We start from the raw sequence: 22,694 nt of genomic DNA on the forward strand, positions 1-22,694 counted from the left end.
CCTGCCTTCACGGTTTTGATACGGATTTGCTTGGTAAGCGAGCATTGAAAATCAGACCGCCTGTTCAAGCAAGTACAGGATTTTGATTGATGCCGAGATTAACTATCGAAAATCTCGAATCGAAAGAAAATACCTAAAAAATACTTGCCAGAAAGGAAGAACAGGGTTATAGTTTAATTCTTTCGGGGCGTAGCGCAGCCTGGTAGCGCACTTGCATGGGGTGCAAGGGGTCGAAGGTTCAAATCCTTCCGTTCCGACCAGATTTTAAAAGGCCTACAGCATTTTTGCTGTAGGCCTTTTTTCATTGTTGTGGGAGTTTTGTGGGGATTCATTTTCATTGTTCCCTACGCCTTGTCAAAACTCCACAGCGGAACGAATGCTGCAATGCGATGCATTGGCTTTAGACGAATTGCATATAGCTGAATCCTGTTGGTCAACACTCGCCCACGTACCCGGCAAGCTTGATATGCCTGTCATTCGCAAGCTCTCTACCTGGTTGCTTTCGATCACGCGTTGTTGAGTCTGTGGCAGGGGTTGCGTGCTTAAAACTCGAACTTTTGTGGGGAGTTCGACTCCGTCATTTCCATATCAATGCAGCTTTCAAGAAGCGTGTAGCTACCTCCTGTAGTGCTGGCGAGTCGGTCGCAATAGGAGACGGTTTTCTCGGGTATGGATTCCCACATGTTTTTGAGCTTGTTGTACGAGCTTTGCTCCATTTTGATGCACTCGTTCGCGAGCGTTGCGGACCCTCCCGATAGAGAAGAGATTCTTTCGCAGTACTTGTTCGGGTCGTATCGTGGCAGTTCAGCAGCTTGAGCGATGGACATGACACTAAGTGCTGTGATTCCAATGACGATGGCAGTTTTCTTCATTACCCCTCCGGTAACTATTGATATATAAAAAATAAGGAGCCGAAAGGCTCCTTGTCTTTTTTGCTCAGTGTGTGTCTCGTACGAATAGTGAATTGATGGCTTCAGTCATTTTCCCTATGTCTCTATCTTGTGTCTGTACGCCCACCTACTGAACGAAGTATGGGATTTGCTTGCTAGTGGTATCCCTCGGGCAAGGATTCAACAATGTTCTTCGCGCCCATATAGATCTCTTGGTCCGGATTTCGTGTGCAGTAGTTCTGCATCCATTCAGCGACTCGCTCGGGGCTCAGTCGGATTTGGCCATTTTGTGGCCTATGAAGGTTTGTCGCGGAAATGAAGCCTTGGACCCAAGACATGTAGGCCAAGCTCATTGTGGCAAAAACTTCTCCATCAGAGGGATCTTTCCACATGGCATTGTGCGCGCGCATGTCTAAAGCTTCAGCCATGGATTTGCATTTGTGATGAGCGCCCAGACCTTGTCCGATGCCTTGTCCGACGCCTTGCGCATTTGCCGTTGTAATGCCTGTAAAAAGACAAATGGCCAATATTGTTTTTTTCATTCTGATGCCTCCCGCGCTAAGCGCTCCTATCTTTTGGTATTGGCGAAATATAGCAACGCTACCAATTCGTGCAACTAGCATAGTTACTGATTGGATTCTGTATTGATATCTTGGCGTGAATTTGAGTTTCAGGATGGAACTGCGCCGGGACAAAAGCCTGGGAGACAGGCTTTTGTGTTTAATGATTGTGTTCGCTGGTTCTCTTACCAACCCCAGCAAGTCCCCGCCGCAGGCTTGCCGCAATTGCGGTAGTTCACTGCAAACCACAACTTGCCAGCCCCCCGTGGACTGCCGTCAGACTTGATGTCATCGCGTGGTAGTTCTTCCAGGGTGTCGCGCGCTTTTTTAGTGACCGAGTCACTGGCAGCGTCGGCTTCCAGGACGATACGGCCTAGCGTTGCTGCATCACGGTCTTCAAAGACCAGATCGGTATCGCTCAAGGCTGTCATTTTCAGGGCAGCATCCCGCACGGCAGCCGCGTAGCTGTCGTCTGAACCACCGGGTTTCAATGCCTTGTTCAGGGTGCTGGCGGCCAGGATTTGTGCCGGTGTGGCAGGTGGGGCCATCAGGTATTCGTCCAGCTTGGTCAATTGGCCCTCTGAAGCCTGGCGGCGTAGCCAATCGCCCCACAGAAACTCCGCGTATTCCGGCAAATTGCCATTGTTATAAGCAATGTCGCGGGTGAAATACACCAGGGAGCGATAGCGGTCTTCCTGCATGCCTCCGGCTTCTTTTTCGCTGGCAAGGCCGACGCGGGTGGGAAGCTGCTCGACGGTAATAGCTTGGTTTTGCCCGTCGCGCAGCCAGACCAGTTTCTCTTTGCTCATGCGTTCCCAAAAGGCGGACGCTTCACGAATATCGCTGTAATTGGCACTGACTTTGACCCAGACGGGGAGTTTGGGGCCACCGTCAGAGATCTCGCGCAGGGAGGAGAAGGTATGGTGGCCATCGGTCAGGTACAGATTGCCGTCCCAGCCTACAACCACGGTTTTAAGGTTCTCTGTTTGCGAACCCAGAGGGTCTTTGCACAGGTAGGTCGTGGGTTGATCCAGGCGGGCGGCTTGTACTTCGGCAATAGTCAGAAATTTCTGTGCTCGCTCGGTGCCGCCCATGTCTTCACAGTAGTCGTCAAACTTTTTGCCGATCGTGCGATTCAGATAGTCCAGTTGCTGCTTGGGATTGTTTGCCCATGTTGAGCGATCCAGATCACCTTGCCAGCGCCCGAGCTTGTAGTAGACCTGATCGTAGCCAATGGCCGCTTGGGTGGGGTGCAGTTCGTCGATGCGCACTTTAATCACATCGCCTGCTTTGTTGTTCAGATAGGCGGTGTTGCGGGGTGGTTCTGGTGTTGGCTCTTCGGTGACTGGGGGCGTGACGACGGGAGCTTCGGGAGAGTTGTTGCCGCCGGTGCTGGAGCCGCTGTCACAGGCCGCCAGGGCTAGGGGGAGCAAGGCAATGCCCAGGGTGCGCAGGAGCTGCTGTCTGGCGTGAACGAGAGTGTGCAGGGAAGCGAGAGTCATGGTCCGTTGGGGGATTTTGTTGGAAGATCCTAGATCATGAGGGATGGGTATTGCCGGAACATTGCATTCAGAAACATTCAGCGCTTGTGCGGGTTGTGATCGGATACGTGGCGGGATGTCACTGATGAGCTGGAAATTGTGACGAGCTGGCTCAGTCTCCTCTGCATTAGGCTGAATCCCGTAAACTATCCACGCTTAAATTAAATTGATAAATCACTTCCAGGCAGTGGGAGCTGATTTTAAAAGGTCATTAATGTCGCTCTACAAAAAAGCCTGGCTGTTTACCTTGTTCAATGTCGTGCTGCTGGTCGCCTTGTATTTTGGGCTGCCGGTGTTGGACCGTGTGTTTGGGACTCTCGGGTTTTTGGTGTTTGGCTTCTACATTCTGGGTCAGGGGCTGGTGGCGATGACGGCTTTTAGTTGCCCACAATGTGGCTTGTCACCGTTTATGGGCAGCCAGAGCTTGTTCACCAGTTATTCGCCATTTCCGCGCAAAAAGTGTGGTCAATGTGGGCATGACCACACTCAGACTGAGTAGAGTAATGGCGATCCGGCGATCCGGCGATCCGGCGATCCGGCGCGGTGACGCCTTACTGACTCAGTCCTTGCGCAGTGGGTTCTCTTTCGGGGCTTAGCCTGGGTGATGGTTGTGATCTACCACCATGTTTTCGCCAAAAGTAGAGAATTTAGCGGTGACCGCAGCAGGCAATTTGGCCTCTGCTGCGCTGGTGTTCTTGACCAGGCGTTCCGCCGCATCTGCATTCATCCCCGCCATGCTCAGGGTTTCCACATCGTTCAAGCCGTCGCCTCCGCACATATGCACATTCCATTCACCATGGCGATTTTTTAGCAGCGCACGGCCGCCACGCGCTAATTGTGTCCATCCGGCCAAGGCGTAGTCGCCTTCGATCACGATAGGTTCTACGGAGAGGGGCGCTTCAGGGCTATCCCAAATTGCCTTCATGGCGTGTGCAATACGATCTGCTTCTGAGGGTGCAGCGCGAGCCACGCCAGACAGGGCAGCGAACAATATGAACAGCGCCATGGCGAAGAAAAAACCATGCAGCGTCACCTTGAAGGTTTGGCGAGCTTGTAAACCTGTTTTCATAAAAACTCCTTGTTTCTTAAGCTGATAAAGGACAGGGAGGAGCTTTCGCCCCGAGCAGAAGGCTCATCTGATTTCCATTCAGACGTGGATGGGTTCCCAGACCTTCAACAATCAGTCGCTTCAATTGGAAAGTCATGCCGTAGCCTTTGATAGGTGTTGAAGAAAGGTGTGATCAGTACTGGATCTGGACGCCCGCAAAGACGGCTCGCCCAGTACCCGGCTCGAACAAGGGCGAGGAGGCCGTTGCATAGTCCGTGATGCTGGCACTGGCGATGCAGCGGCGGTCTGTCAGATTGCGGCCATCTATATAGAAGGAGTAGGGGCCGTGTTCCCAACCGGCTCGCAAGCCCAGCAAGGCATAGGAGCTGGTCTTGGTCGTGTTCGCGTTATCGACGTAATAGGCCTGTGGCACCCACTCCATGTTGGGGCCAATGTGAAAGCCCGACGGGTGTTTGTAGATGATCTCTGCTCGCAGATAGTGCTTGGGTACTCCGGGCATGTGATTGTTGTTCCAGTCCTGATCATTGTCGAACTTGAAGTTGCTGTAGGTGTAGGCACCTTTGATGTCCAGACTATCCGTTTGCAGACCTTGTACAAACAGGCCACGGCCTGCTGTCCATTGAACACCCAGCTCCAGGCCTTGATGTGTTGTGCGGTCTGCGTTCACGGTCTTGTCGCAGATGTTCCAGGGGGCGCTGATGCATTGCAGTTCATTTTTGATGCGTGCATGGTACAGCGAGACGTCCCAGACCAGGTCTCCGCTTTCTCCTCGGGTGCCTATCTCGAAGGTGGTGGCGCGTTGTGCTTGCAGGCGATCCAGATCATTGCTGGTCGAGAAGCTCATGTCATCAAATGTTGGCGGCTCGGCGCTGCGTGAGATATTGCCGTAGATTTGCCATTGTGGGCCCGCGTCCCACAGCAGGCCCAGCTTGGGACTGAAGAAGTTGTAGCTCTTGTCCCCGGAGCGTGTGGTGGGCAGGCCACCGTTATAAAGGTCCTGACGCTTGCGTTCGGCGTGCAGGTATTGCAAGCCGGTAATCAGGGATAGATCAGGGCTAAGGCTCCAGGCGTTTTCAGCGTAGGCCGTCAGGTTGTTGGCTTTGTCTTTGCTGGCGGACAGCTTCTCCAGTCGGTTCCCCCCAGCGTTTACGGAGTTTTTTGCATCGATCTTGCCTGCCGACCAGGTCAGGCCCAGTGTGAATCGATTGTCTCTGCCCGCAAGCGGGGTGGAGTTGACCAGTCTGCCGTAGGCACCATAGCTGGTGGTGTCTCTGTCAACAAATTGATAAATAGGATGCCGCAGCGAGCTTTGCTCAAACCAGTCACCCAGTTCATATTGGGTCTCCCCGATGACCATAACGGTACGGTTGGCAATACGGCCTCCATCCAGATTGAGCTGCCAGTCGTGTTTTTTATTCTCTGTGGCGGCTTGTCGTGGCTTATTCAGCGCGTGATCGCGGCTGACTGAACCGGGAATCTCTTGATGAATTTGATAGCCACTCAGGTAGAAGCGGGTTTCTGCCTGATCTGATAGCCGCCAGCCCAAGTTTGCGCTGGCTCGCAAGGAATGGCCTGCGCTTTGTTCACGATACCCATCTTGAGTTTGCCAGGAACCAGACACCATTCCATCCAGTTTCTCGCCAGCGAAACCACTGCTGAGTTGCACGCGTCGCCAGCCAAAACTGCCTGCATCCAATCGTCCTTGAAACGCATCAGCATCCCAGCCTGTAGGGGTGACGAAGTTGATGGCTCCGCCTAAGGTAGCGGCTCCGTACTGCAGGGCATTGGCGCCTTTGTAGACCTCGGTATAACGGTATGCTGTTGGGTCGATACGGTGAAAATTGCTGCTGCCGTCCGGGTCATTCAGCGGGATGCCATCTTGATACAGACTGATGCCACGAAGATGGTAATAGCGTGACAAACCTGAACCACGTATGGACAAGCGTGCATCATCTCCCCATTTGGGCTGCGCAAAGACCCCTGGCGTGTAATCCAGCATGTCTTTGACCGTGGCGGCTTTGCTATCACGCCAGGCGCTGTCAGGCACCAGGGCGACTCCTCCGGCGGTTTGTTCAAGGGTCTTTTGAGCTGTCTGCAGATCAGGAACCGTCAGACTTTTACCGCGCTCTGGCGTGACGATCACAGGTGCCAACGTCGGCGTCTGCGCGTGGGCAAGTGTTATCCAGGAGCTGGAGCACATCAACGCCAGCGCCAGAACGCAGATTCGTACTTGTGGGGAGGGACCCGGGCCGTGCGTCAAGCCGACAGCGGGCAGCAAAGGAGGGGCCTGCACAGCGCGGGCCTGTGCAGAAACACAAAAAATGGACATAAAAAAACCTTGTAATGATTTCGCTGACAATCGACCGCCCACGAGGCAGTCGGCTAGGAGAGATCAAACAAGGTTGGCAGGGGGAGCGCGTGACCCTAGAGGTGGCCCCAGCGCAGGCAGAGGTGGCAGGGTTTGATTGCGGTGCACCAGCAGCAAAGGCTGGTGGGCCACCGGAGCATCCAGACTTGCCAGAGCGGTGCTGGGCAAGGCCACTTGGGACAGAACCAGGGCGTAAGGACACTTCTGGATATCCGCATGTTCGTTAGATTGCGGCTGGTCGGCTTGTCCTGTCAGGCTCATCCAGACCGTGCTGGGTGTTCCACCGGGGGCACAAAGTGTGACGGAAAAGAAGCCGTCCTGCTCGCCAGACCTGTCCGGCATGTAGCCCGCTGGAACTAGCGAACGGCACAGAAATGACAGGATTGCCAGGCAAAACAGAATTTGCCAGGCTACGCCATTCTTTGCAGGAGAGCAGTGCCGTTGGACAGACATGGCGCGATTGTATTCCAACTGATTCTCAATTGGATTTGATTTACGTAATGGTCTGACTCAGAAATTAATGATGGATCACGGTTTTGCCGAAGTGATGGCTTTGTTGCACGTAATGGCAGGCATCATGGGGGATTCATGCAGGGTTTAGGGTCATTACTCCGTGGTCTTGCTCAATGAGGCCGTCAGCTTAGTAACGGCCTGCTTGTCTTTTGTTGATGGCAGCGCATTGTGCTGTCAAGCGGCGCTTGCAGTGAGTCCTGTTTACCGCTTGCTTTGAAGGCCACGCCCTTTATCCAGATAGGCCTGAAATTCCGCCTCGGGCACCATGCTGCCCCCCGTCCCCCAGACCAGATGAGTGGCGTTTTGTAATTGAGCCTGTGTAAAGCCCATACGCCGCACATACTCGGGTGAGTTCAATACTCGCGCCATGCCCGGCACACCCGCCAGGGCGGAGGGTTCCAGCTTGACCTTGTCCTGTTCGTAGGCAATCACCATCAAGCGGTAGAGTTCTTCGTCCGTGACGGTGTAGTAGCCATCAATCAGGCGCTGCATGGCTTTGCCGACAAAACCCGAAGGACGGCCCACGGCCAGGCCATCGGCAGCGGTGATGTTATCAATCCCTATATCCTGTACGCTGATTTCATCATGCAGACCGGTATACACGCCCAGGAGCATGCAGGGTGAATGGGTGGGCTCGGCAAAGAAGCAGTGCACCGCATCCCCAAAGATCAGCTTCAGGCCAAAAGCCACACCGCCGGGACCGCCGCCTACGCCGCAGGGTAGATACACAAACAAGGGGTGTTCGCTGTTGACGTGAATGTTTGCGTCCAGGAACTGTGCAGCCAGACGTTCCGCCGCGACGGCGTAGCCCAGAAACAGATCAGGCGAGTTTTCATCATCCACAAAATAGCAGCGAGGGTCGTGGGAAGCCTGTTCACGCCCTTGTTCTACGGCCACGCTGTAGTCGGATTGGTGCTCGACCACATTGACGCCGTTGGCGCGCAGCTTGTCTTTTTTCCACTGTCGGGCATCAGCAGACATATGGACGCTAACCTTGAATCCCAGCTTGGCGCTCATGATGCCAATGGAGAGTCCCAGATTGCCGGTAGAGCCGACCGCGATGGAGTACTGGTTAAAGAACTGGCGAGCCTTGTCGCTGGCCAGGGTGCTGTAGTCGTCTGTCAAACGGATCAGACCAGCCTCCAGCGCTAAGTCTTCGGCGTGTTTCAGAACCTCATGGATACCGCCACGGGCTTTGATGGAGCCGGAGATGGGCAGTTCGCTATCGGCTTTCAACCACAAAGCGCCGACGTGCTCCAAGGCGTTTTCCTGAATCAGGGTCTGGCGCAATTGAGGTAAAGGCGTGATGGGGGATTCGATAATGCCTTGGGTGGCTGCCGTGTCGGGGAACACGGTTTTCAGATAGGGGGCGAAGCGTTGCAGGCGAGCGCTGGCGGCTTGTACATCTTGGGCTGTCAGCCCGACATCCGCCAAGGCTTGGGCGGTGGGGGCGATAGCTGGATTGAACCAGGTGCTTTCTTTCAAGGCGATCAGATCGCGGATAAGAGGATGGCTGTCTTGCCAGGCGGCCAGGGTTTTTCCATGGATCATGTGTGCACCTGATGAATAACTGGGTTTCAAGGTAAAGAGAGAAAAGATGCTACACGATTGTGCTTAATGAGAGGGGCGGCAAGGCGGTCTAATAGCAACTGCCCTCATCAAGAGGGCAGTTGCTATGGTGTTGAGAAGGTCTGTCTTCAGGCCCGAAACCTTTAGACAGGCTTTGGCAGATAAACCTTAATCAAACCAGGAATTGCAGGTGTTAATACCGGGCATCCTTGGGCTTTTTACCGTTCGGCCAATCGTTCACCTTGCCTGCGAAATCAGGTCGTGGCATATGCGTAAAGTATTCGGCAATGTCCACGGCATCCTGATCTTCCAGCACACCGCCTTGGCCCCAGGCTCCGTGCGAAGCGACGCTCATCGGCATGTTGTATTTGATGAAAACTGCCGCTTTGAAGGTACGCGCCATCCCTGCGCCAATATTGAAGGACTCATCGCCCCAGAGCGGAGGGAACACAATATTGCCGCGTTCATCTTTCAGGCCTTCGCCGTCCATGCCATGACAGGTGGCGCATTGGGCGGCATAGAGCGCCTTGCCACGTTCCGGGTTGGGAATCAGTTCATGATCCAGCGGGCCATCAATGGGCACTTGTACCTTTTGACCCGGCTGCACGCCTTGAGCCAGCCATTTCATATAGGCCAGCATGCCTTGCATTTCGGGTGAATCCACAGGGACGGCCTTGCCGTTCATGGAACGCATGAAACAGCCATTGATACGGCCTGCCAGATCCACCATCTTGCCCGAGCGGGGCATGACTTTGGGGTAGCTGACAAAGCTGTCGATGTAGTGTGCGCCACGCGGTGCCTTGCCTTGATCAATGTGGCAGCTATTGCAGTTCATGGCCGCCCCCACATTATTGGGAAGCAGGCGGCGCGTTTCGTTCAGCAGGCGTTTGCCGTACAGAATGGCCGCGGCGTCAGGTTCTTTTTCGATCAGCAGATCGGAGGGAATGGTGTACTGGCCCACGACCTCTTTGCTGTCCACATTAATAATGGGATAGGTGGTTTGGGCTGGCGCTGTCAGGGCGGGGCTGGCTGCAAAGGCATACCAGCTTGCCGCCGCCACACCGGCAATGGCCACAGCCAGAACGGACAGGGTTTTGGCTTTACTCATGGCTGGCTCCTTCGGGCAGGATATTGGGCGATTTATTGGCTACAAACTGGCGGATATGGGCAACGTCGGCCGCCTGGACGGTGGGCGCTTCGTTGGTCCAACTTGTGCGGATGTAGTTAACAAGATCGGCAATGTCCTGATCGCCCAGGTGACGGAAGGCAGGCATGGTGAAGGTCATTTTGTCGACCTTGTTTTCAGGCATGCGACCGCCTTCCAAGGTGACTTGAATGACGGATTGCGGGTTGTTGGCAAAAACGGCCGAGTTACCTGCCAGTGCCGGGAAAATGCGCGGTACGCCTTTGCCGTCGGCCCGGTGACAGGTCACACAGTGGGCGGCATACAGCCAGGCTCCGGGCGAGGTGTATTCACCATCCAGCTGTTTTTGTGTGGTGGTATCTGTCTGATGTGGGATCTCGGGCTTACGGCCTTTAACCGGGGGTAGGGATTTCAGGTACTGCACCATGGCCGTTTGATCCTGCGGCGTCATGTACTGCGTGCTGTGCTCGACGACGTCTGTCATGGCACCAAAGGCGGCCACCTTGTCGGTACGGCCTGTGGCAAAGAAGTCCAGCAGTTCGGCTTCCGACCAGCTCGCCAAACCACGCCCTTCGCCGCGCAAGCTTTTGGCACGCCAGCCATCAATGACGGCACCGGACAGGTAGTCATCACCGTCTTTCAGGCTAAGGGCCAGCTCCTGGTATGCCAGCCCGCGCGGTGTGTGACAGGCGCCGCAGTGGCCCGGTCCTTGAACCAGATAGGCTCCGCGGTTTTTCAGATCATCCAGACCTTCATCGGCGACAAAACCTTGATCTTTAGGCGCAAACATCCACTGCCAGAAAGCGATCGTCCAGCGCATCTGGAAAAGCTTGGGCAAGGTGGGGGCGGCATTTTCCTGTTTGACGGCCGGGACACCTCGCATGAAGTAGGCATACAAGGCATCCATATCCTCGTCGCTCATGATGGCGTAGGAGGGGTAGGGCATGGCCGGGTACAAAGCGGCCCCGTCTTGACGCACACCGTGCTGAACGGCGGTCTTGAACTGGTCCAGGGTATAGCTGCCTATGCCGGTTTCTTTATCGGGTGTGATATTGGTGGAGTAGATGGCTCCCAGTGGCGTTTGCATGGCCAGGCCGCCCGCATACTTTTGACCACCGGGAACGGTATGACAGGCTACACAGTCGCCTGTCCTGGAGACGTAGGCTCCCTGTTGGATCAGGGTTTCATCATCCAGATTTAGTGTGTTTGCCGATGAGGACACGATACTGCGCTGCGACAAGATGAGCTGCGACCCGCCATAGGCGGCCCCCAGCCCCACGAGCGCAACGATCAGGGTCTTGGACAAGGCTTTCATAGACATTACCCATAATTATTAAATAAATGTGCCAAATAACTTCATGTCACACTCAGTACGCATGGTATAGACAGCCCAAAGGGCAAGAAACCCTTGTCCAGACCAAAATTGATCTAACTCAAGGGTTATATACATAAGCTTATAACGAGATTGAAATTGTAAACTTAAAGTGACAGTTATATGGCGGCTGAATAGAGTGTTCAGGGCTCAAGTGGTGGAAGAGGATCAAACGAGGCTTAGTGCTTAACGTTCGCATCTACGCTGGCTTTAGGGGGTGCTCAAGCGTATTTTTTTGCTGAAGATGTATTTTGAGTGTCAAGCTGATCTGCTTTTTTGGCCGCTGCTGTTTGAATCAAATGTAAGCAGGGAATGGGTAGGGCTGTGGGTTTGAACACGTATCTTGTTGAGTCTCAAGGCCTTGTTTTATTTGATTCATCGTTCAAAGGCCAAGAGCGACAAGCAAGTTTTATGCCAGTTATGGGGCATTGGCCTGGTTAGCAAGGCTGTGCGAGTTGGCGTTCTACTTTTCAGAATCAAGATCAAGAAATCGCTGATAAGTATTATTTAGATACATCAAGAATTATTTAATTAACAATACTCCATCAAGTCATCACGATGCATGGGCATGATTCGGGCTGCCCTGTGCGCCTTTGAGTCAGTGTTTGTACGCTCAGGGCCGGTAGAGAGGGTGGCGTAGATCGTGCTAAAGCAATGCCATCGGCCCCTTCGCCCTTGTTTGCTTTATTGCTACGGAATTCCCATGCTGAAGATACGGCTGAAAAAAGCGAGCCTGGCCTTGGCCCTGGCTGCGCTTTCTGCCACCGCTATGCCTGTTATGGCTGTCACACAGCCTGCCACCCCTGAATCAGTGCAAAGCAGCCGCGCGCTGGCGGAGCTAAGCCGCTATGTCCAGGAAATGGCTCGCAAAGTAGCCTTGCGCCCGAACTTTAGTAGCCTGCAATATGCCTTGATTGAGAACAACACCGTTGTGTTGTCCGGCTATGCGGGCGAGAACGATACGCCCCTGGACCATGAGACGGTTTACGCCATTGGCTCTGTCAGCAAGATGTTTGGGGCAGCCAGTGTCATGAAGCTGGTGCAGGACGGCAAGCTGGATCTGGATACGCCTATTTATCAGTACTTGCCCGACTTTCGCATGGCGGACCCCCGTTATCAGCAGATTACGGCTCGGATGTTGCTGAATCACTCCGCTGGTTTGCGGGGGGATGACGTCATCAATGATTCGCTGTTCATGGGTGATAACAATACCAAGGGTTATGAATATTTTCTGGACACCCTGGCGCTGCAAACCTTGAATGCTGATCCCGGTGCGTTTTCTGTCTATTGCAATAGTTGCTTCACTTTGGCGGAGAAGCTCGTTGAGCAGGTGAGCGGACAAAGTTTTACTGATTACATTCAGTCCTCGTTTAACGAGCCTTTAGGCATGAGGCACACCAGCACTCCCGTACAGGGTCCGGGCGACAATTATGCGCGCTTGAAGTGGCCAGGCCGTGACGGTGGTTTGCCCTGGATTCATTACAACGTGATTGCTTCAGGTGGCGTTAATTCCACGGCTGAAGATATGGCCAAGTTTGCTCGTCTGTTCATGCAAGACGGTCCAGATCTTTTATCCCCTCAATCGCGGGAGGCGATGCAAGCCCCGGAGTATTTGCGTGGTTTCTGGCCAGAGGACAGGGACGACAGCGGTAATTACGGTTTGGGTTGGGATAGCGTCAAGCTTTATCCCTTTAATGACCTGGGTATTCAGGCTTTGGCTAAAGGCGGAGACATCAGCGCGCATCATGCGATTCTGGTGGTCTTGCCCAAACTGAACATGGCTGCCGTCGTGCTGAGTGCGGGCGGGAATAGCGGCACCAATCAGTTGATGGCGACAAGAATCCTGCTTAAGGCCCTGGAGCTGAAAGGGTTTGACTTGTCCGCTCTCAGCACAAAATCCTTCCCGGTAGAGGCGGGCGCATCAATGCCCCCACACTTGCTGAGCTATGCCGGTGTCTATGGCGATAGCGGCTCTTTGATGCAAGTTGATATCCAGGCGAATGGGGCCTTGCGTATCGAAACTGGAACGCAGGAAACGGAGCACTACCAGTACGCCGGTCAGATGGGCTTTGTGGATGCCAAACGCGCTATTCGTATTGAGTTCGTGGAAGCCGCCAATGGTCATACCTATTTGTGGGATCGACGCTATGAAATGGACAAGGGCCTGGGCCAGAACGCGGAATCCGCGTACCGGGCCCAGAAACTGCCGCCCAATCTTCTGGATGAGGCTACCCAGGCGGTGTGGGCGCAACGCGATGGCTTGCGCTACTTTCCCTTGAAGTACCTCTACAACTCGGAGTACTACTTTGTGGACGGGCTGCCAGGTGCCAAGCTGGCCTTGAGCAAAGAGCTGGCCGGTTATGTGGGCGCTTTGCGTATTCGTGATGCTTATACCGCAGCCAGTGAAGTGCAGATTCCGGGACAGGCGGGTCGCGAAACCCAGCATGCCAGTTTTGAGCTGCATGATGGTCAGGAGTATCTCTTGCTCAATAACGATTTGATGCTCAGTGAGCAAGCTATTCCGACCTTGTCGACTAAGACGTCTCGCGTGCAGATCGGAACCAATGGTTTTGCGCAATGGTTCTTGCTGGGTGATCAAACCGCCGAGCAGACCTTGAACGTGACATTAGCGGCAAAAAGTGCTTACGCCGTTTATGACAAAGAGGGGGCGTGTGTTCATTACAGTTTGCTGGATGGGGCCGGTCCGGTGCGCTTGCCCAAAAAAGGCAGCATTGTATTTGCAGGTTCTCCAGCGGCGGTGTTTGAACTGAGTATTCCTTAAGTCTGTTTTCCCAAGGGCGTCCTGTTGAGCACGGACGGGCGCTTTTTAACCTTCTGACTCGTTTGGGTCAGAAGGTTTTTTTATCTTTTTTCTAGCGCAGTCTTGTTGTTCGACTCCGCCGGATTTCAAAGAAATTCCATGATGTTTGAATAATTTGCTGGCTAGATACGGCTTTTTGGCCCTTGACGTGTCCATGTCTCTATCTCCTTGTCGCAAGCTCTGAAAACCGGGGGAATCCTTCGCTTGGAGGTGAAAATGACTGGGAAGCGGCTTGAAATAAGGCTCCGGTTTCACTTGAAAGTGTCCGCCTAGTAAAAACCCTCTTGGATGTTTTTCTGGGAAAGACCTACTATTAGCCCTCAATTATCGGATATGAGAATTTTATGGTGTATGACTACGTAATTGTTGGGGCCGGGATGGCGGGCGTGTCGTTGGCCTACCGTTTGCCCGAAAGTGCCCAAGTGCTGATTCTGGAAAGAGAGTCCCATGCTGCGTATCACTCCACGGGACGCTCGGCCGCGATGTTTGTTGAAACCTACGGTACTGAGACGATCCGAGCCTTGACGGTAGCGGGCAATGATTTCTTCAGCCATCCGCCTGCCGGGTTTAGCGATCAGCCTATTTTGTTGCCGCGTGGGGTCTTGTACGTGGGCACGGCCGAGCAACAGGATTTGCTTGATAGCCAGTTCAAGGATTGGCACGAGCAAGGCCTGGATGTCAGCCGTTTGACGGCCGAGCAAGCCTTGGCCATGGTGCCGTGCCTGGATGCGGCGCAATTGGCCGGTGGTTTGTATGACGCACAAGGTCAGGACATGGATGTGCATGCCTTGCATCAGGGTTTCCTGAAAGGCGCACAAGCCAAGGGCGTGGCCCTGCGTCTGGATACCGAAGTTGTGTCGGCTCAATGGGATGGCGAATGCTGGGAGGTTCAGCTCAGTTCCGAGCCGACTCCTTTGCGCACCCGCGTGCTGGTCAATGCCGCCGGTGCTTGGGCGGATACCTTGGCCCAGCGTTGTGGTGTCCAGCCTTTGGGTATTCAACCCAAGCGCCGTTCTGCTTTCCTGTTCTCGCCACCAGAAGGGGTGGAACATCGTGACTGGCCCGCCGTGATTGATATTGGCGAAGAGTTCTACTTCAAACCTGATGCGGGCATGTTGCTGGGTTCTCCCGCCAATGCAGATGATGTCGATGCGCACGATGTCGTGGCCGAGGAGCTGGATGTGGCGACCGGTATTTACCGTATCGAAGAGCGTACTCAGCTTCGTATCCGTCGCCCCAGCCATACCTGGGCCGGACTGCGCAGCTTTGCGCCCGATGGCGAACTGGTGATTGGTCAGGATGCCCAATGTTCAGGATTTTTCTGGTTGGCGGGCCAAGGGGGGTATGGCATTCAGACCGCGGCCGGAGCTTCCTTGCTGGCAGCCAGTTTGCTGCAAAACCAGGAACTGCCTGACTGCTTGATGGCCTTGGAAGTGGATCCGGCTGTGGTGTCTCCCGCTCGTTTCAGAACATAAAAACAGCAGCACTTTGATCTCCCGGAGGAGAAAGCATGTCGAATATAAAAAATATCCTGGGCATTGCGATGGCTTTTGTCGGTGTGGTGGTGGGGGCCGGCTTTGCATCAGGACAAGAGATATTGCAGTTTTTTAGCAGCTTTGGGTACTGGGGCTTGCTGGGAGGGGTGGTTAGTGGTCTGTGTTTTACGGTACTGGGCATGGCGGTGGGGGAGCTGAGCCAGGTTTCAGTGTCGCATTCGTTTAAAGAGGGTTTGTATCTGATTTGTGGTCCACGTCTGGGCGTGGTGGTCGACATCATGATTACCTTCTTCATGTATGCCATTGCCGTGGTGATGTTTGCAGGGGGCGGCTCGTTGATGGAGCAGCAGTGGGGCGTCCCGGCAGAGTACGGCAGCATCGCGGTGATGTTGATTACTGTGTTGATTGTGTTCTTGCGCGTTGACCGGGTGATGGCCTTTATTGGCAGCGTCACCCCCATTCTGGTTCTGATGGTAATTTTCCTGTGTATTTACAGTTGGAATACGCGGGGTTTGCCCTTGCAGGAGCTGGATGTGATTGCCCATACCAAACCGCAGGGAGCGGGGCATTGGTTGGTTGGCTCTTTGCTCTACGTGTCCTACAACATGGTGGTGGGTGCCCCGTTTCTGATGATTGCAGGCGCACAAGCTACATCTCGCCGCAATGCTTTGCTGGGTGGCCTGGTAGGGGGCTTGTTGCTGGGCTTTTTGATTGTGCTGATCAGTGCCGGTGTGTTTGGCCGTATCGACACGATTGGTTCGGCTGCCTTGCCCATGTTGATGCTGGCGACTGAACAATCCAAGCTCTTGGGGACCATTATGTCAGTGGTGATTTTTGCCATGATTCTGACAACATCCGTGGGGGTTTTGTATTCCTTCTCGGCTCGTATCCTGCCGCCCAACACGCGCAAATTCAATATTGGAACGGCTATTGCCGGGGTCCTGGGATTGGTGGGAGCCAAGATTGGATTCATCAACTTGGTCGGCACGGTATACCCGTTTTTTGGCTACCTGGGCTTCGTGTTGATGGCCTGGATTCTGATTGCCTGGTTCCGTTTGTGCCGCTTACAATCCAGGAATGCTACGTAATGAACTGCTCAGCAAGGAACAGGTAGGAACCCGCCTGCGCCAAGCCCGACATAATCAAAAACAGACTCTCAAGCAGTTGTCTGAAAAAACCGGCTTGGCGCTTTCTACTATTTCCAAAGCAGAGTTGGGGCAGGTCACCTTAAGCTATGAAAAGTTTGTGGTGCTGGCCCGCGCCTTGAATATAGAAGTGGGCTCCCTGTTCGCTGTCCCGGATGGGGAAACCGCCCAGCCTTTGCCCACTACGGAAGTGGGCATTTCCAGCCACAAATCAACCGCTACTCCAGGCTATGCCACCCGTAACTACGAGTACGGTTTGCTGTTTGGCGAGTTGAGCGGCAAGCACATGAACCCGATTCTGGCCGTGATTGACTCACGCGATGCCAGCGAGTTTGACGACTATATCCGTCATGCCGGACAAGAGTTTGTTATTGTGCTGTCCGGCTCTATCGCCATTCAATTTGAGACGGGCGAAACCCTGTTTCTGGATGCCCATGAGTCTGCGTATTTTGACAGCGGCATTGGACATATCTACCTGTCTACCAGCGTGGATGATGCCAAGGTGGTCGCTGTCTGTACCAGCGGCTTGCCGCCGGGGATTGTTTAGTCTTTATTGAATGCGGCTTGCTTAAACATCATCAGGTTGTGGATGCTTGTCGTACCGAGACACTGGAAAGATGTTTGTATCCGCTCGCAATCGTGAGCAAGGCCGCGGCACCGCCACCGACAGCAATCCAGAAACCGTTGGACGGGCCATAGACGGCGCTTGCCAGTCAATATTGCCAGTGTGTTTGGGACAGCATGGCGACAATGCCGATGGTTGTTATGGGTAATGCCAGCGCAATGGGCGAAGCAGAATGCCTAGCCTTGTGAGGTAGCACCCTGAACTTGGGGTTTGTCCACCACATCATCAAAAACCGGTGGCAGGATGGTGTTTGGCGCGGTGGGCAGTGGTGGCGTCCCGTTCGATTTCAAGGGCGCAACACAACGCGCCGTAGCATTCTGGACGTAGACGGTGCCAGCAGGACGACCACGCAGGCGGGCCAGTTCGGGCTTGGCTTCTATGCTTGCCTCGGACAAAGGAAACACAATCCCACGTGTGGGGATGGTGTTGCGTGAGGAGTTGGCCTCATCGCTGCCGCCTTTGAAAATACGGATATGGGCTGGATCGCGTGCCGGGTCGGAAATAACCCATTCATGCAGTCCGCTGGCCATATCTTGTATGCCCAAGGGGTTGGGCGGGAAGGCACCGGTATTGTTTTTGTCGGCCTCACTGCTTTGGGTGGGCAAGTTTCGGCCTGCTTGCCATTGACCGTTATCAGTGGCCCAAGGCAGAGGCTGACCACGGCTGCGTGCGGCGTATTCCCATTCAGCTTCGGTTGGCAGGCGCATATCCAGGCTGCTGTGTTCGCCCAGCCAGACGCAAAAAGCTTCGGCTTCGTCGTAAGGCATATTGGCGGGCTGTTCTCCATCCCCTTTGACGGGTTGCCAGCGGGCAGGGCGTTTGCTTTGTTTCAGAAAACGGTCATACAGCGCGTTGCTGGCTTCTTTTTTCATGATGGAAAAAGCGTTGACCTCGACCGGATAGGGAGCCAGAGCCGCCTGGTCGGGCTGCGCGACCCATTGCACCGATTGCTCGCCATCCGGGGCGCGCATGGGAACCTGAAAATTTCCGGCCATAAAGGAGCCGCCTTCTACCTGGATCAATTCGGGACCGGGGTCGGGGCTGGTAGACAGTGATCTCAAGACCAGCAAGAGCAATACGCTGGCAACGATGAGGGTCGCACTGATCCGGACAGGGGTATGACGCAATCTTGTTTCCTTGCTCCGGACTTCGGGGAAGAGGGAGCTTTATTAATAAATTTCGCTTATACGCTTCCGTATTATTTCATGCCTGCTTATAAGACGGGTTTGTCTGTGTACAGAGTTTCTTCATTTATTGGCACAGTTTGGACGCTAAATCAGTTTATTCTGTGTTTTTTGGGGACTTTTCAGGAATAAAGCGCAAAGGAATACGAATGGCTTGCCCTTCCTGAATGACAACACTCCAGCGCTCGGGATCAAACAAGGCAGGGCTGATCTCAAACACGGCGACATCTGACACGCTGACCGATGGATTGATCTTGTCCGAACCTACCGTGTCCAGATCATGGGCGTAGCGATAATCCTGCGTGGCTCGTTGATTGGGGGCCACTTTCTGACCTGATGAGTCCGCCAGAAACAGGCGTGGTTTGTGGATTTGCGGGTTCAGCGGGCGTGTTGTCGTATTGGTATAGCGGTAGTGCAGGACGATAAACAGATTGTCCTGACGAGCCGGTGTGGCCCCCGTATCCAGTGTGGTCTGGCTATGCCATTGATCCAGGTAGGTATGCAGGCGCACGCCCTGATAGTCGGGCGTGAACAAGACGGTCCCGTAGTTCAGCACGGGAGCCGCAGGAGGAATAGGGGGAATGCTGCGAGGTGCAGCAGGTTGTTTTTGCGTGGACAGAACCCGATCGTTTTGACTGTAGGCAGTGGCAGAACATAAGGCCAAGGCGGCGCACAGCCAAAAACGGGGCAGGGTAGCAATCATGGGTGTGAACAGAGCAGGTTCGATAAAGGTGAGCGGGGGTTAAGCTTATGCCCAAGTGGCAGGCAAAAAAGAAACGGCTCATTGGCCGTTTTTTTTAACTACTTTTTTCAGATCATCCAGCTCTTTGCGCAGGGCGACGACTTCGTCGCTGAGCAAACCAATAACAGCCATTTGACTTTGGTACATCTCTACCAGGGGGTGATAACTGATACCACGGCTGGTCAGTTCCCGACACAGCGCGCTAAGACCCGTTCCAGCGCGCTTGGTTAAGGTAGCCATCTTCCGGTGATCCATAAGCCTGCGTCCTGATCTGTAGTTGTTCGATGTTTACATCCGTTAACCATACCAAAATTCAATGACAATAGTCGGTTTTCTTAAAACTTCTTGTATATCTGTGGTTTAGCCACAGGTTTACCCGACTTGAAAGTTGCCTTCCGGGTAGCGTATGCGGCTGCGCTTGCGGGTGGCCAGGGAGTAAATCAGGGTCAGGGGGCCCAGTCGGCCTGCAAACATCAAGACCATGATCAGGATCTGGCTGGGTGTAGAGAGCTTGTGGGTAATACCGTGGCTCATACCGGTGGTGCTCAAGGCTGAGGCGGCTTCAAACAGCAGGCTGGTAATGGGCATGTCTTCAAACAAGGTCAGCAGCAAGACGCTGATGAAATACAGAGCGCCGGTAATCAGGAACAGAGCCAGGGCTTTCTGGACGGTTTCGGGGGCGACGCTGCGCTCCATCAAGACCACTTCTTCGCGTTGACGGATATAGGAACGTACCGCCGCCAGCAACACAATCAAGGTGCCGATTTTGATACCGCTGGCCGTACTGAGCGAGCCGCCGCCAATCAGCATCAGCACAATCAGGGTGAGTTGGGTGCTATCGCGCAGGCTGGCAATGTCCATGGTGGTGAACCCGGCCGTGCGAGTGGCCGCATTTTGCATCCAGGCGGCCAGGGCCTGATCGCCTACGCCCAGCATGCCCAGGGTTTTCGGGTTGCTGAACTCCAGGGCCCACAGGCTGCTAAAGCCGATCAGGTTCAGAATCAGGGTGCCGATCAGAATCAGCTTGGTGTAGGGCAAAAGGGTTTGCCAGCGTTTTTTCTGACCCACATCGGCCAGGACGGTAAAGCCGATCCCACCCAGAATAATCAGGCCCGACAAGGTCATGACCGAGACAAAATCCCCGGAAATGGGGATGAGTGAGTCATGGAAGAGCGAAAAGCCTGCATTATTGAAGGCGGTCACTGCATGGAACAGGGCGCGGTAGAGCGCGGTGGTCCAGGGCAAATCAATGGTCCAGCGTAGAAACAGGATGGCGGCGGCGATCAGTTCGATCAGGGCTGCAATCTTGAAGACCTGGAACGCTGTGCTGCGGATACGCGAAACGCTGGTTTGATTAAAGGCTTCCAGCGCCAGCGCCTGTTGGCTGACGCTGATACGTTTGTGCATGGTGATGGCGGCAATGACGGCAAAGGTCACAAAGCCCATGCCGCCAATCTGCACCAGCAGTGCCAGCACAATCTGCCCAAAATGCGTCAAATCCGTGGCGGGGTCAATGACGGCCAGACCGGTCACGGTAACGGCCGAAGTCGCCATGAACAAGGCCTGGAAAATTCCCAGCCGCTGTTCGGCCGCTTGTGGCAGGCTTAGCAAAATAGCACCCAGCACAATCAGGGCCATAAAGCCCAAGGCCAGAACCAGTGGGGGGCTGGCACTTAAGGTGCGGGTATGGGGGTTGACCTCAAGGCGGCGGGTCAGACTATTTGGCAGCCAATTGCGCATACATCAGACCAGTTTGGGGGCGGCAGTGCGTAGTGCTTGCAATTGTCCCAGCAGGATCAGCAAGTCTTTGGCGTGCAGGGCAAAATCCGGGTCCGGCTGTATGGTGGTTTGCCCACGACGTTTGACCAGCAAGACCTGCACATCGTCCATTTGTTCGCGCAGCACGTCTTTGATGGTCTGGCCATTCATATTGTCGCTGGCCGTCACTTCCACTACATAATCGCCATTACCCAGACTGATATAGTCGTTGACCATGGGGTAGCTCAGCATTTGCGCCACCCGTATGCCCATTTCTTCTTCGGGGTGAATAATTCGGTTCACGCCGATTTTGGCCAGAATCAAATGCTGGGTGTGGGAAATGGCTTTGGCCCAGATGGTGGGGACACCAAAACTTTTCAGGTGTACGACACAGACCAGGCAGGATTCAATATCTGCCCCAATCGCAACCAGAACTACGTCATAATTGTCCAGCCCCAGCTCTTCCAGAGCCTGGCGGTCAGTGACATCAGCAATAACGGCGCGGTTTAATTGGTCCGCATATTTGTTGACCAATTTGGGATTGGTATCCACGCCCAGCACGGAGTGGCCCATTTTCATGAGTTCCAGGGCGCAGGCCGAACCGAAGCGGCCTAATCCTATAACGGCGAACTGTGCCATGGCTTATTTGATCCGTTTGATGCTTGAAACAATTTCAAGCCAAATTAAGCGTTGATGGTATAAAGACATATCTGGTAAAAACCCTTATCGGGTATTCCCTTGGGCGCGTGTCGTTCTGGCCCTGGCGGAAACATCAATAGTGGACAGTGTAAAACAATGGTTAGTTTGTTTGATCCAATCAAACTGGGCGATATTGAGCTCATGAACCGCATCATCATGGCGCCCATGACACGCGCGCGCGCCTCGGAGGGCCGTATGCCCAATGATTTGATGCGTATGTACTATTGTCAGCGGGCCAGTGCGGGGCTGATTGTAGCCGAAGCCACCTCGGTTTCGCCGCAAGGTGTGGGCTATGCACACACGCCGGGCATTTGGAGCAGTGCGCAGGTTGATGCCTGGCGCACCATTACCGAAGCCGTACACGCCAAGGGCGGCCGTATTGTCTTGCAGTTATGGCATGTTGGGCGTGTCTCTGACCCGGAATTTCTGAATGGCCAGATGCCGGTAGCCCCCAGTGCGATTGCCTGTGAGGGCACGGTCAGCCATTTAAGCCCGGAGCGTGCCTTTGTGGTGCCGCGTGCCTTGCGCAGCGAAGAGATTGCCGACATCGTCGACGATTTCGCCGTTGCCGCTCAGAACGCCTTAAGTGCGGGTTTTGATGGGGTGGAGATACACGGTGCCAATGGGTATCTGATCGACCAGTTTTTGCATGATGGCTCCAACACGCGTACGGATGTGTATGGCGGCTCGATTGAAAACCGGGCGCGTTTCCTCTTGGAAATTGTGGATGCCTGTGTCGCCATTTGGGGTGCTGGTCGAGTTGGTGTGCATTTGTCCCCACGCGGTGGCTTGCATGGCATGAAGGACTCCGATCCGGCCCGTTTGTTCTCCTACGTGGCTTGTGAACTGGACCGACGCGATATCGCCTTCTTGTTCTTGCGTGAAAGCCCGGCCTCAGACAGCTTGTTGCCCATGATCAAGTGCCAGTTTGGTGGTGCGATTATTGCCAACGAACATTTTGATTTGCCCACGGCACAGACCACTTTATCCAAAGGCATGGCAGACGCCGTGTCGTTCGGTAAGGCTTTTTTGTCTAACCCGGATTTGCCCTTGCGTTTGCAGCTACGCGCCCCCTTGAATGGCTGGGATTGCGGCTCCTTCTATACCCAAGGACCTAAAGGCTATACGGACTATCCGTTCTTGAAGTCCAACCCGGAATGGGATCAGCCTGTGGGTGAGGATTTGCAGGCGCATTAAG

The 22,694-nt window shown here is 54.2% G+C and carries 21 protein-coding genes and 1 tRNA gene; 8 read left to right on the top strand and 14 right to left on the bottom strand.

What is annotated here, in order from left to right:
- The first annotated feature begins 183 nt into the window (after positions 1–183).
- Positions 184–260, top strand: a tRNA-Pro gene (locus tag JYG33_RS03880).
- A 282-nt stretch (positions 261–542) separates the two neighbouring features.
- Here JYG33_RS03880 and JYG33_RS03885 read toward each other — a convergent pair.
- The 3 genes from JYG33_RS03885 to JYG33_RS03895 form a co-directional block, all read right to left on the bottom strand.
- Positions 543–872: a hypothetical protein gene (locus JYG33_RS03885; protein ID WP_207874627.1), complete on the bottom strand. Its 330-nt coding sequence runs from the start codon at positions 870–872 to the stop codon at positions 543–545.
- 173 nt (positions 873–1,045) lie between these two features.
- Positions 1,046–1,432 (bottom strand): hypothetical protein, encoded by a 387-nt coding sequence (locus JYG33_RS03890; protein WP_207874630.1) that lies wholly within the window; start codon positions 1,430–1,432, stop codon positions 1,046–1,048.
- Between the two features lie 203 nt (positions 1,433–1,635).
- Positions 1,636–2,952, bottom strand: a complete 1,317-nt coding sequence (locus JYG33_RS03895) for a ParB/Srx family N-terminal domain-containing protein (RefSeq protein ID WP_207874633.1) — start codon at positions 2,950–2,952, stop codon at positions 1,636–1,638.
- 253 nt (positions 2,953–3,205) lie between these two features.
- Between JYG33_RS03895 and JYG33_RS03900 the strand changes: the two genes are divergently transcribed.
- On the top strand, positions 3,206–3,490 hold the full coding sequence (locus JYG33_RS03900) for a hypothetical protein (protein ID WP_207874636.1): 285 nt from the start codon (positions 3,206–3,208) through the stop codon (positions 3,488–3,490).
- Positions 3,491–3,583: 93 nt separating this feature from the next.
- Here JYG33_RS03900 and JYG33_RS03905 read toward each other — a convergent pair whose 3' ends face one another.
- The 6 genes from JYG33_RS03905 to JYG33_RS03930 form a co-directional block, all read right to left on the bottom strand.
- On the bottom strand, positions 3,584–4,060 hold the full coding sequence (locus JYG33_RS03905) for a copper uptake system-associated protein (RefSeq protein WP_207874639.1): 477 nt from the start codon (positions 4,058–4,060) through the stop codon (positions 3,584–3,586).
- A 172-nt stretch (positions 4,061–4,232) separates the two neighbouring features.
- The gene (locus tag JYG33_RS03910; protein ID WP_207874642.1) at positions 4,233–6,389 is read right to left on the bottom strand and encodes a TonB-dependent receptor; all 2,157 of its coding nucleotides are present in this window, start codon (positions 6,387–6,389) and stop codon (positions 4,233–4,235) included.
- Positions 6,390–6,452: 63 nt separating this feature from the next.
- On the bottom strand, positions 6,453–6,770 hold the full coding sequence (locus tag JYG33_RS03915) for a DUF2946 family protein (RefSeq protein WP_243430265.1): 318 nt from the start codon (positions 6,768–6,770) through the stop codon (positions 6,453–6,455).
- Between the two features lie 372 nt (positions 6,771–7,142).
- Positions 7,143–8,492 (bottom strand): D-serine ammonia-lyase, encoded by a 1,350-nt coding sequence (locus JYG33_RS03920; protein WP_207874648.1) that lies wholly within the window; start codon positions 8,490–8,492, stop codon positions 7,143–7,145.
- Positions 8,493–8,703: 211 nt separating this feature from the next.
- A complete protein-coding gene (locus JYG33_RS03925) occupies positions 8,704–9,618 on the bottom strand; it encodes a c-type cytochrome (RefSeq protein ID WP_207874651.1) in 915 nt (304 codons plus the stop codon).
- Positions 9,611–10,969 (bottom strand): cytochrome c, encoded by a 1,359-nt coding sequence (locus tag JYG33_RS03930; protein WP_207874655.1) that lies wholly within the window; start codon positions 10,967–10,969, stop codon positions 9,611–9,613. Before JYG33_RS03930 ends, JYG33_RS03925 begins: the two co-directional genes overlap by 8 nt.
- A gap of 760 nt (positions 10,970–11,729) precedes the next feature.
- On the opposite strand from JYG33_RS03930, the gene JYG33_RS03935 reads away from it, so the two are divergent.
- From JYG33_RS03935 to JYG33_RS03955, 5 genes are all read left to right on the top strand, one after another.
- Positions 11,730–13,808, top strand: a complete 2,079-nt coding sequence (locus JYG33_RS03935) for a serine hydrolase domain-containing protein (RefSeq protein WP_207874658.1) — start codon at positions 11,730–11,732, stop codon at positions 13,806–13,808.
- A 383-nt stretch (positions 13,809–14,191) separates the two neighbouring features.
- A complete protein-coding gene (locus JYG33_RS03940) occupies positions 14,192–15,322 on the top strand; it encodes an FAD-dependent oxidoreductase (protein ID WP_207874661.1) in 1,131 nt (376 codons plus the stop codon).
- A gap of 35 nt (positions 15,323–15,357) precedes the next feature.
- A complete protein-coding gene (locus tag JYG33_RS03945; protein ID WP_207874664.1) occupies positions 15,358–16,431 on the top strand; it encodes a hypothetical protein in 1,074 nt (357 codons plus the stop codon).
- Complete coding sequence (locus tag JYG33_RS03950) at positions 16,421–17,035, top strand: XRE family transcriptional regulator (protein ID WP_207874667.1); 615 nt, start codon at positions 16,421–16,423, stop codon at positions 17,033–17,035. Before JYG33_RS03945 ends, JYG33_RS03950 begins: the two co-directional genes overlap by 11 nt.
- Before the next feature lie 70 nt (positions 17,036–17,105).
- Positions 17,106–17,261 (top strand): hypothetical protein, encoded by a 156-nt coding sequence (locus JYG33_RS03955; protein WP_207874670.1) that lies wholly within the window; start codon positions 17,106–17,108, stop codon positions 17,259–17,261.
- A gap of 28 nt (positions 17,262–17,289) precedes the next feature.
- Here the strand turns inward: JYG33_RS03955 and JYG33_RS03960 are convergent, their stop codons facing one another.
- The 5 genes from JYG33_RS03960 to JYG33_RS03980 form a co-directional block, all read right to left on the bottom strand.
- Entirely contained in the window at positions 17,290–18,240 is a 951-nt protein-coding gene (locus JYG33_RS03960) for an SUMF1/EgtB/PvdO family nonheme iron enzyme (protein WP_207874676.1), read from the bottom strand.
- 154 nt (positions 18,241–18,394) lie between these two features.
- A complete protein-coding gene (locus JYG33_RS03965; RefSeq protein WP_222668119.1) occupies positions 18,395–19,000 on the bottom strand; it encodes a hypothetical protein in 606 nt (201 codons plus the stop codon).
- A 78-nt stretch (positions 19,001–19,078) separates the two neighbouring features.
- Entirely contained in the window at positions 19,079–19,279 is a 201-nt protein-coding gene (locus JYG33_RS03970; protein WP_222668118.1) for a hypothetical protein, read from the bottom strand.
- A 132-nt stretch (positions 19,280–19,411) separates the two neighbouring features.
- Complete coding sequence (locus JYG33_RS03975) at positions 19,412–20,779, bottom strand: potassium transporter TrkG (RefSeq protein WP_207874682.1); 1,368 nt, start codon at positions 20,777–20,779, stop codon at positions 19,412–19,414.
- 3 nt (positions 20,780–20,782) lie between these two features.
- Positions 20,783–21,436, bottom strand: a complete 654-nt coding sequence (locus JYG33_RS03980; RefSeq protein WP_207874685.1) for a TrkA family potassium uptake protein — start codon at positions 21,434–21,436, stop codon at positions 20,783–20,785.
- A gap of 156 nt (positions 21,437–21,592) precedes the next feature.
- Here JYG33_RS03980 and JYG33_RS03985 point away from each other — a divergent pair, with 156 nt between their 5' ends.
- The gene (locus JYG33_RS03985) at positions 21,593–22,693 is read left to right on the top strand and encodes an alkene reductase (protein ID WP_207874688.1); all 1,101 of its coding nucleotides are present in this window, start codon (positions 21,593–21,595) and stop codon (positions 22,691–22,693) included.
- The last annotated feature ends 1 nt before the right edge of the window (position 22,694 follow it).

The organism is Alcaligenes sp. SORT26, from assembly GCF_017377875.1.
Classification (GTDB): Bacteria; Pseudomonadota; Gammaproteobacteria; order Burkholderiales; family Burkholderiaceae_B; genus Alcaligenes; species Alcaligenes parafaecalis.

Excerpts from the sequence above, each read along its gene's own strand:
- JYG33_RS03885 (WP_207874627.1), bottom strand. The coding sequence starts at position 872 with ATGAAGAAAACTGCCATCGTCATTGGAATCACAGCACTTAGTGTCATG.
- JYG33_RS03890 (WP_207874630.1), bottom strand. The coding sequence starts at position 1,432 with ATGAAAAAAACAATATTGGCCATTTGTCTTTTTACAGGCATTACAACG.
- JYG33_RS03895 (WP_207874633.1), bottom strand. The coding sequence starts at position 2,952 with ATGACTCTCGCTTCCCTGCACACTCTCGTTCACGCCAGACAGCAGCTC.
- JYG33_RS03900 (WP_207874636.1), top strand. The coding sequence starts at position 3,206 with ATGTCGCTCTACAAAAAAGCCTGGCTGTTTACCTTGTTCAATGTCGTG.
- JYG33_RS03905 (WP_207874639.1), bottom strand. The coding sequence starts at position 4,060 with ATGAAAACAGGTTTACAAGCTCGCCAAACCTTCAAGGTGACGCTGCAT.
- JYG33_RS03910 (WP_207874642.1), bottom strand. The coding sequence starts at position 6,389 with ATGTCCATTTTTTGTGTTTCTGCACAGGCCCGCGCTGTGCAGGCCCCT.
- JYG33_RS03915 (WP_243430265.1), bottom strand. The coding sequence starts at position 6,770 with ATGCCGGACAGGTCTGGCGAGCAGGACGGCTTCTTTTCCGTCACACTT.
- JYG33_RS03920 (WP_207874648.1), bottom strand. The coding sequence starts at position 8,492 with ATGATCCATGGAAAAACCCTGGCCGCCTGGCAAGACAGCCATCCTCTT.
- JYG33_RS03925 (WP_207874651.1), bottom strand. The coding sequence starts at position 9,618 with ATGAGTAAAGCCAAAACCCTGTCCGTTCTGGCTGTGGCCATTGCCGGT.
- JYG33_RS03930 (WP_207874655.1), bottom strand. The coding sequence starts at position 10,969 with ATGAAAGCCTTGTCCAAGACCCTGATCGTTGCGCTCGTGGGGCTGGGG.
- JYG33_RS03935 (WP_207874658.1), top strand. The coding sequence starts at position 11,730 with ATGCTGAAGATACGGCTGAAAAAAGCGAGCCTGGCCTTGGCCCTGGCT.
- JYG33_RS03940 (WP_207874661.1), top strand. The coding sequence starts at position 14,192 with ATGGTGTATGACTACGTAATTGTTGGGGCCGGGATGGCGGGCGTGTCG.
- JYG33_RS03945 (WP_207874664.1), top strand. The coding sequence starts at position 15,358 with ATGTCGAATATAAAAAATATCCTGGGCATTGCGATGGCTTTTGTCGGT.
- JYG33_RS03950 (WP_207874667.1), top strand. The coding sequence starts at position 16,421 with ATGCTACGTAATGAACTGCTCAGCAAGGAACAGGTAGGAACCCGCCTG.
- JYG33_RS03955 (WP_207874670.1), top strand. The coding sequence starts at position 17,106 with ATGTTTGTATCCGCTCGCAATCGTGAGCAAGGCCGCGGCACCGCCACC.
- JYG33_RS03965 (WP_222668119.1), bottom strand. The coding sequence starts at position 19,000 with ATGATTGCTACCCTGCCCCGTTTTTGGCTGTGCGCCGCCTTGGCCTTA.
- JYG33_RS03970 (WP_222668118.1), bottom strand. The coding sequence starts at position 19,279 with ATGGCTACCTTAACCAAGCGCGCTGGAACGGGTCTTAGCGCGCTGTGT.
- JYG33_RS03975 (WP_207874682.1), bottom strand. The coding sequence starts at position 20,779 with ATGCGCAATTGGCTGCCAAATAGTCTGACCCGCCGCCTTGAGGTCAAC.
- JYG33_RS03980 (WP_207874685.1), bottom strand. The coding sequence starts at position 21,436 with ATGGCACAGTTCGCCGTTATAGGATTAGGCCGCTTCGGTTCGGCCTGC.
- JYG33_RS03985 (WP_207874688.1), top strand. The coding sequence starts at position 21,593 with ATGGTTAGTTTGTTTGATCCAATCAAACTGGGCGATATTGAGCTCATG.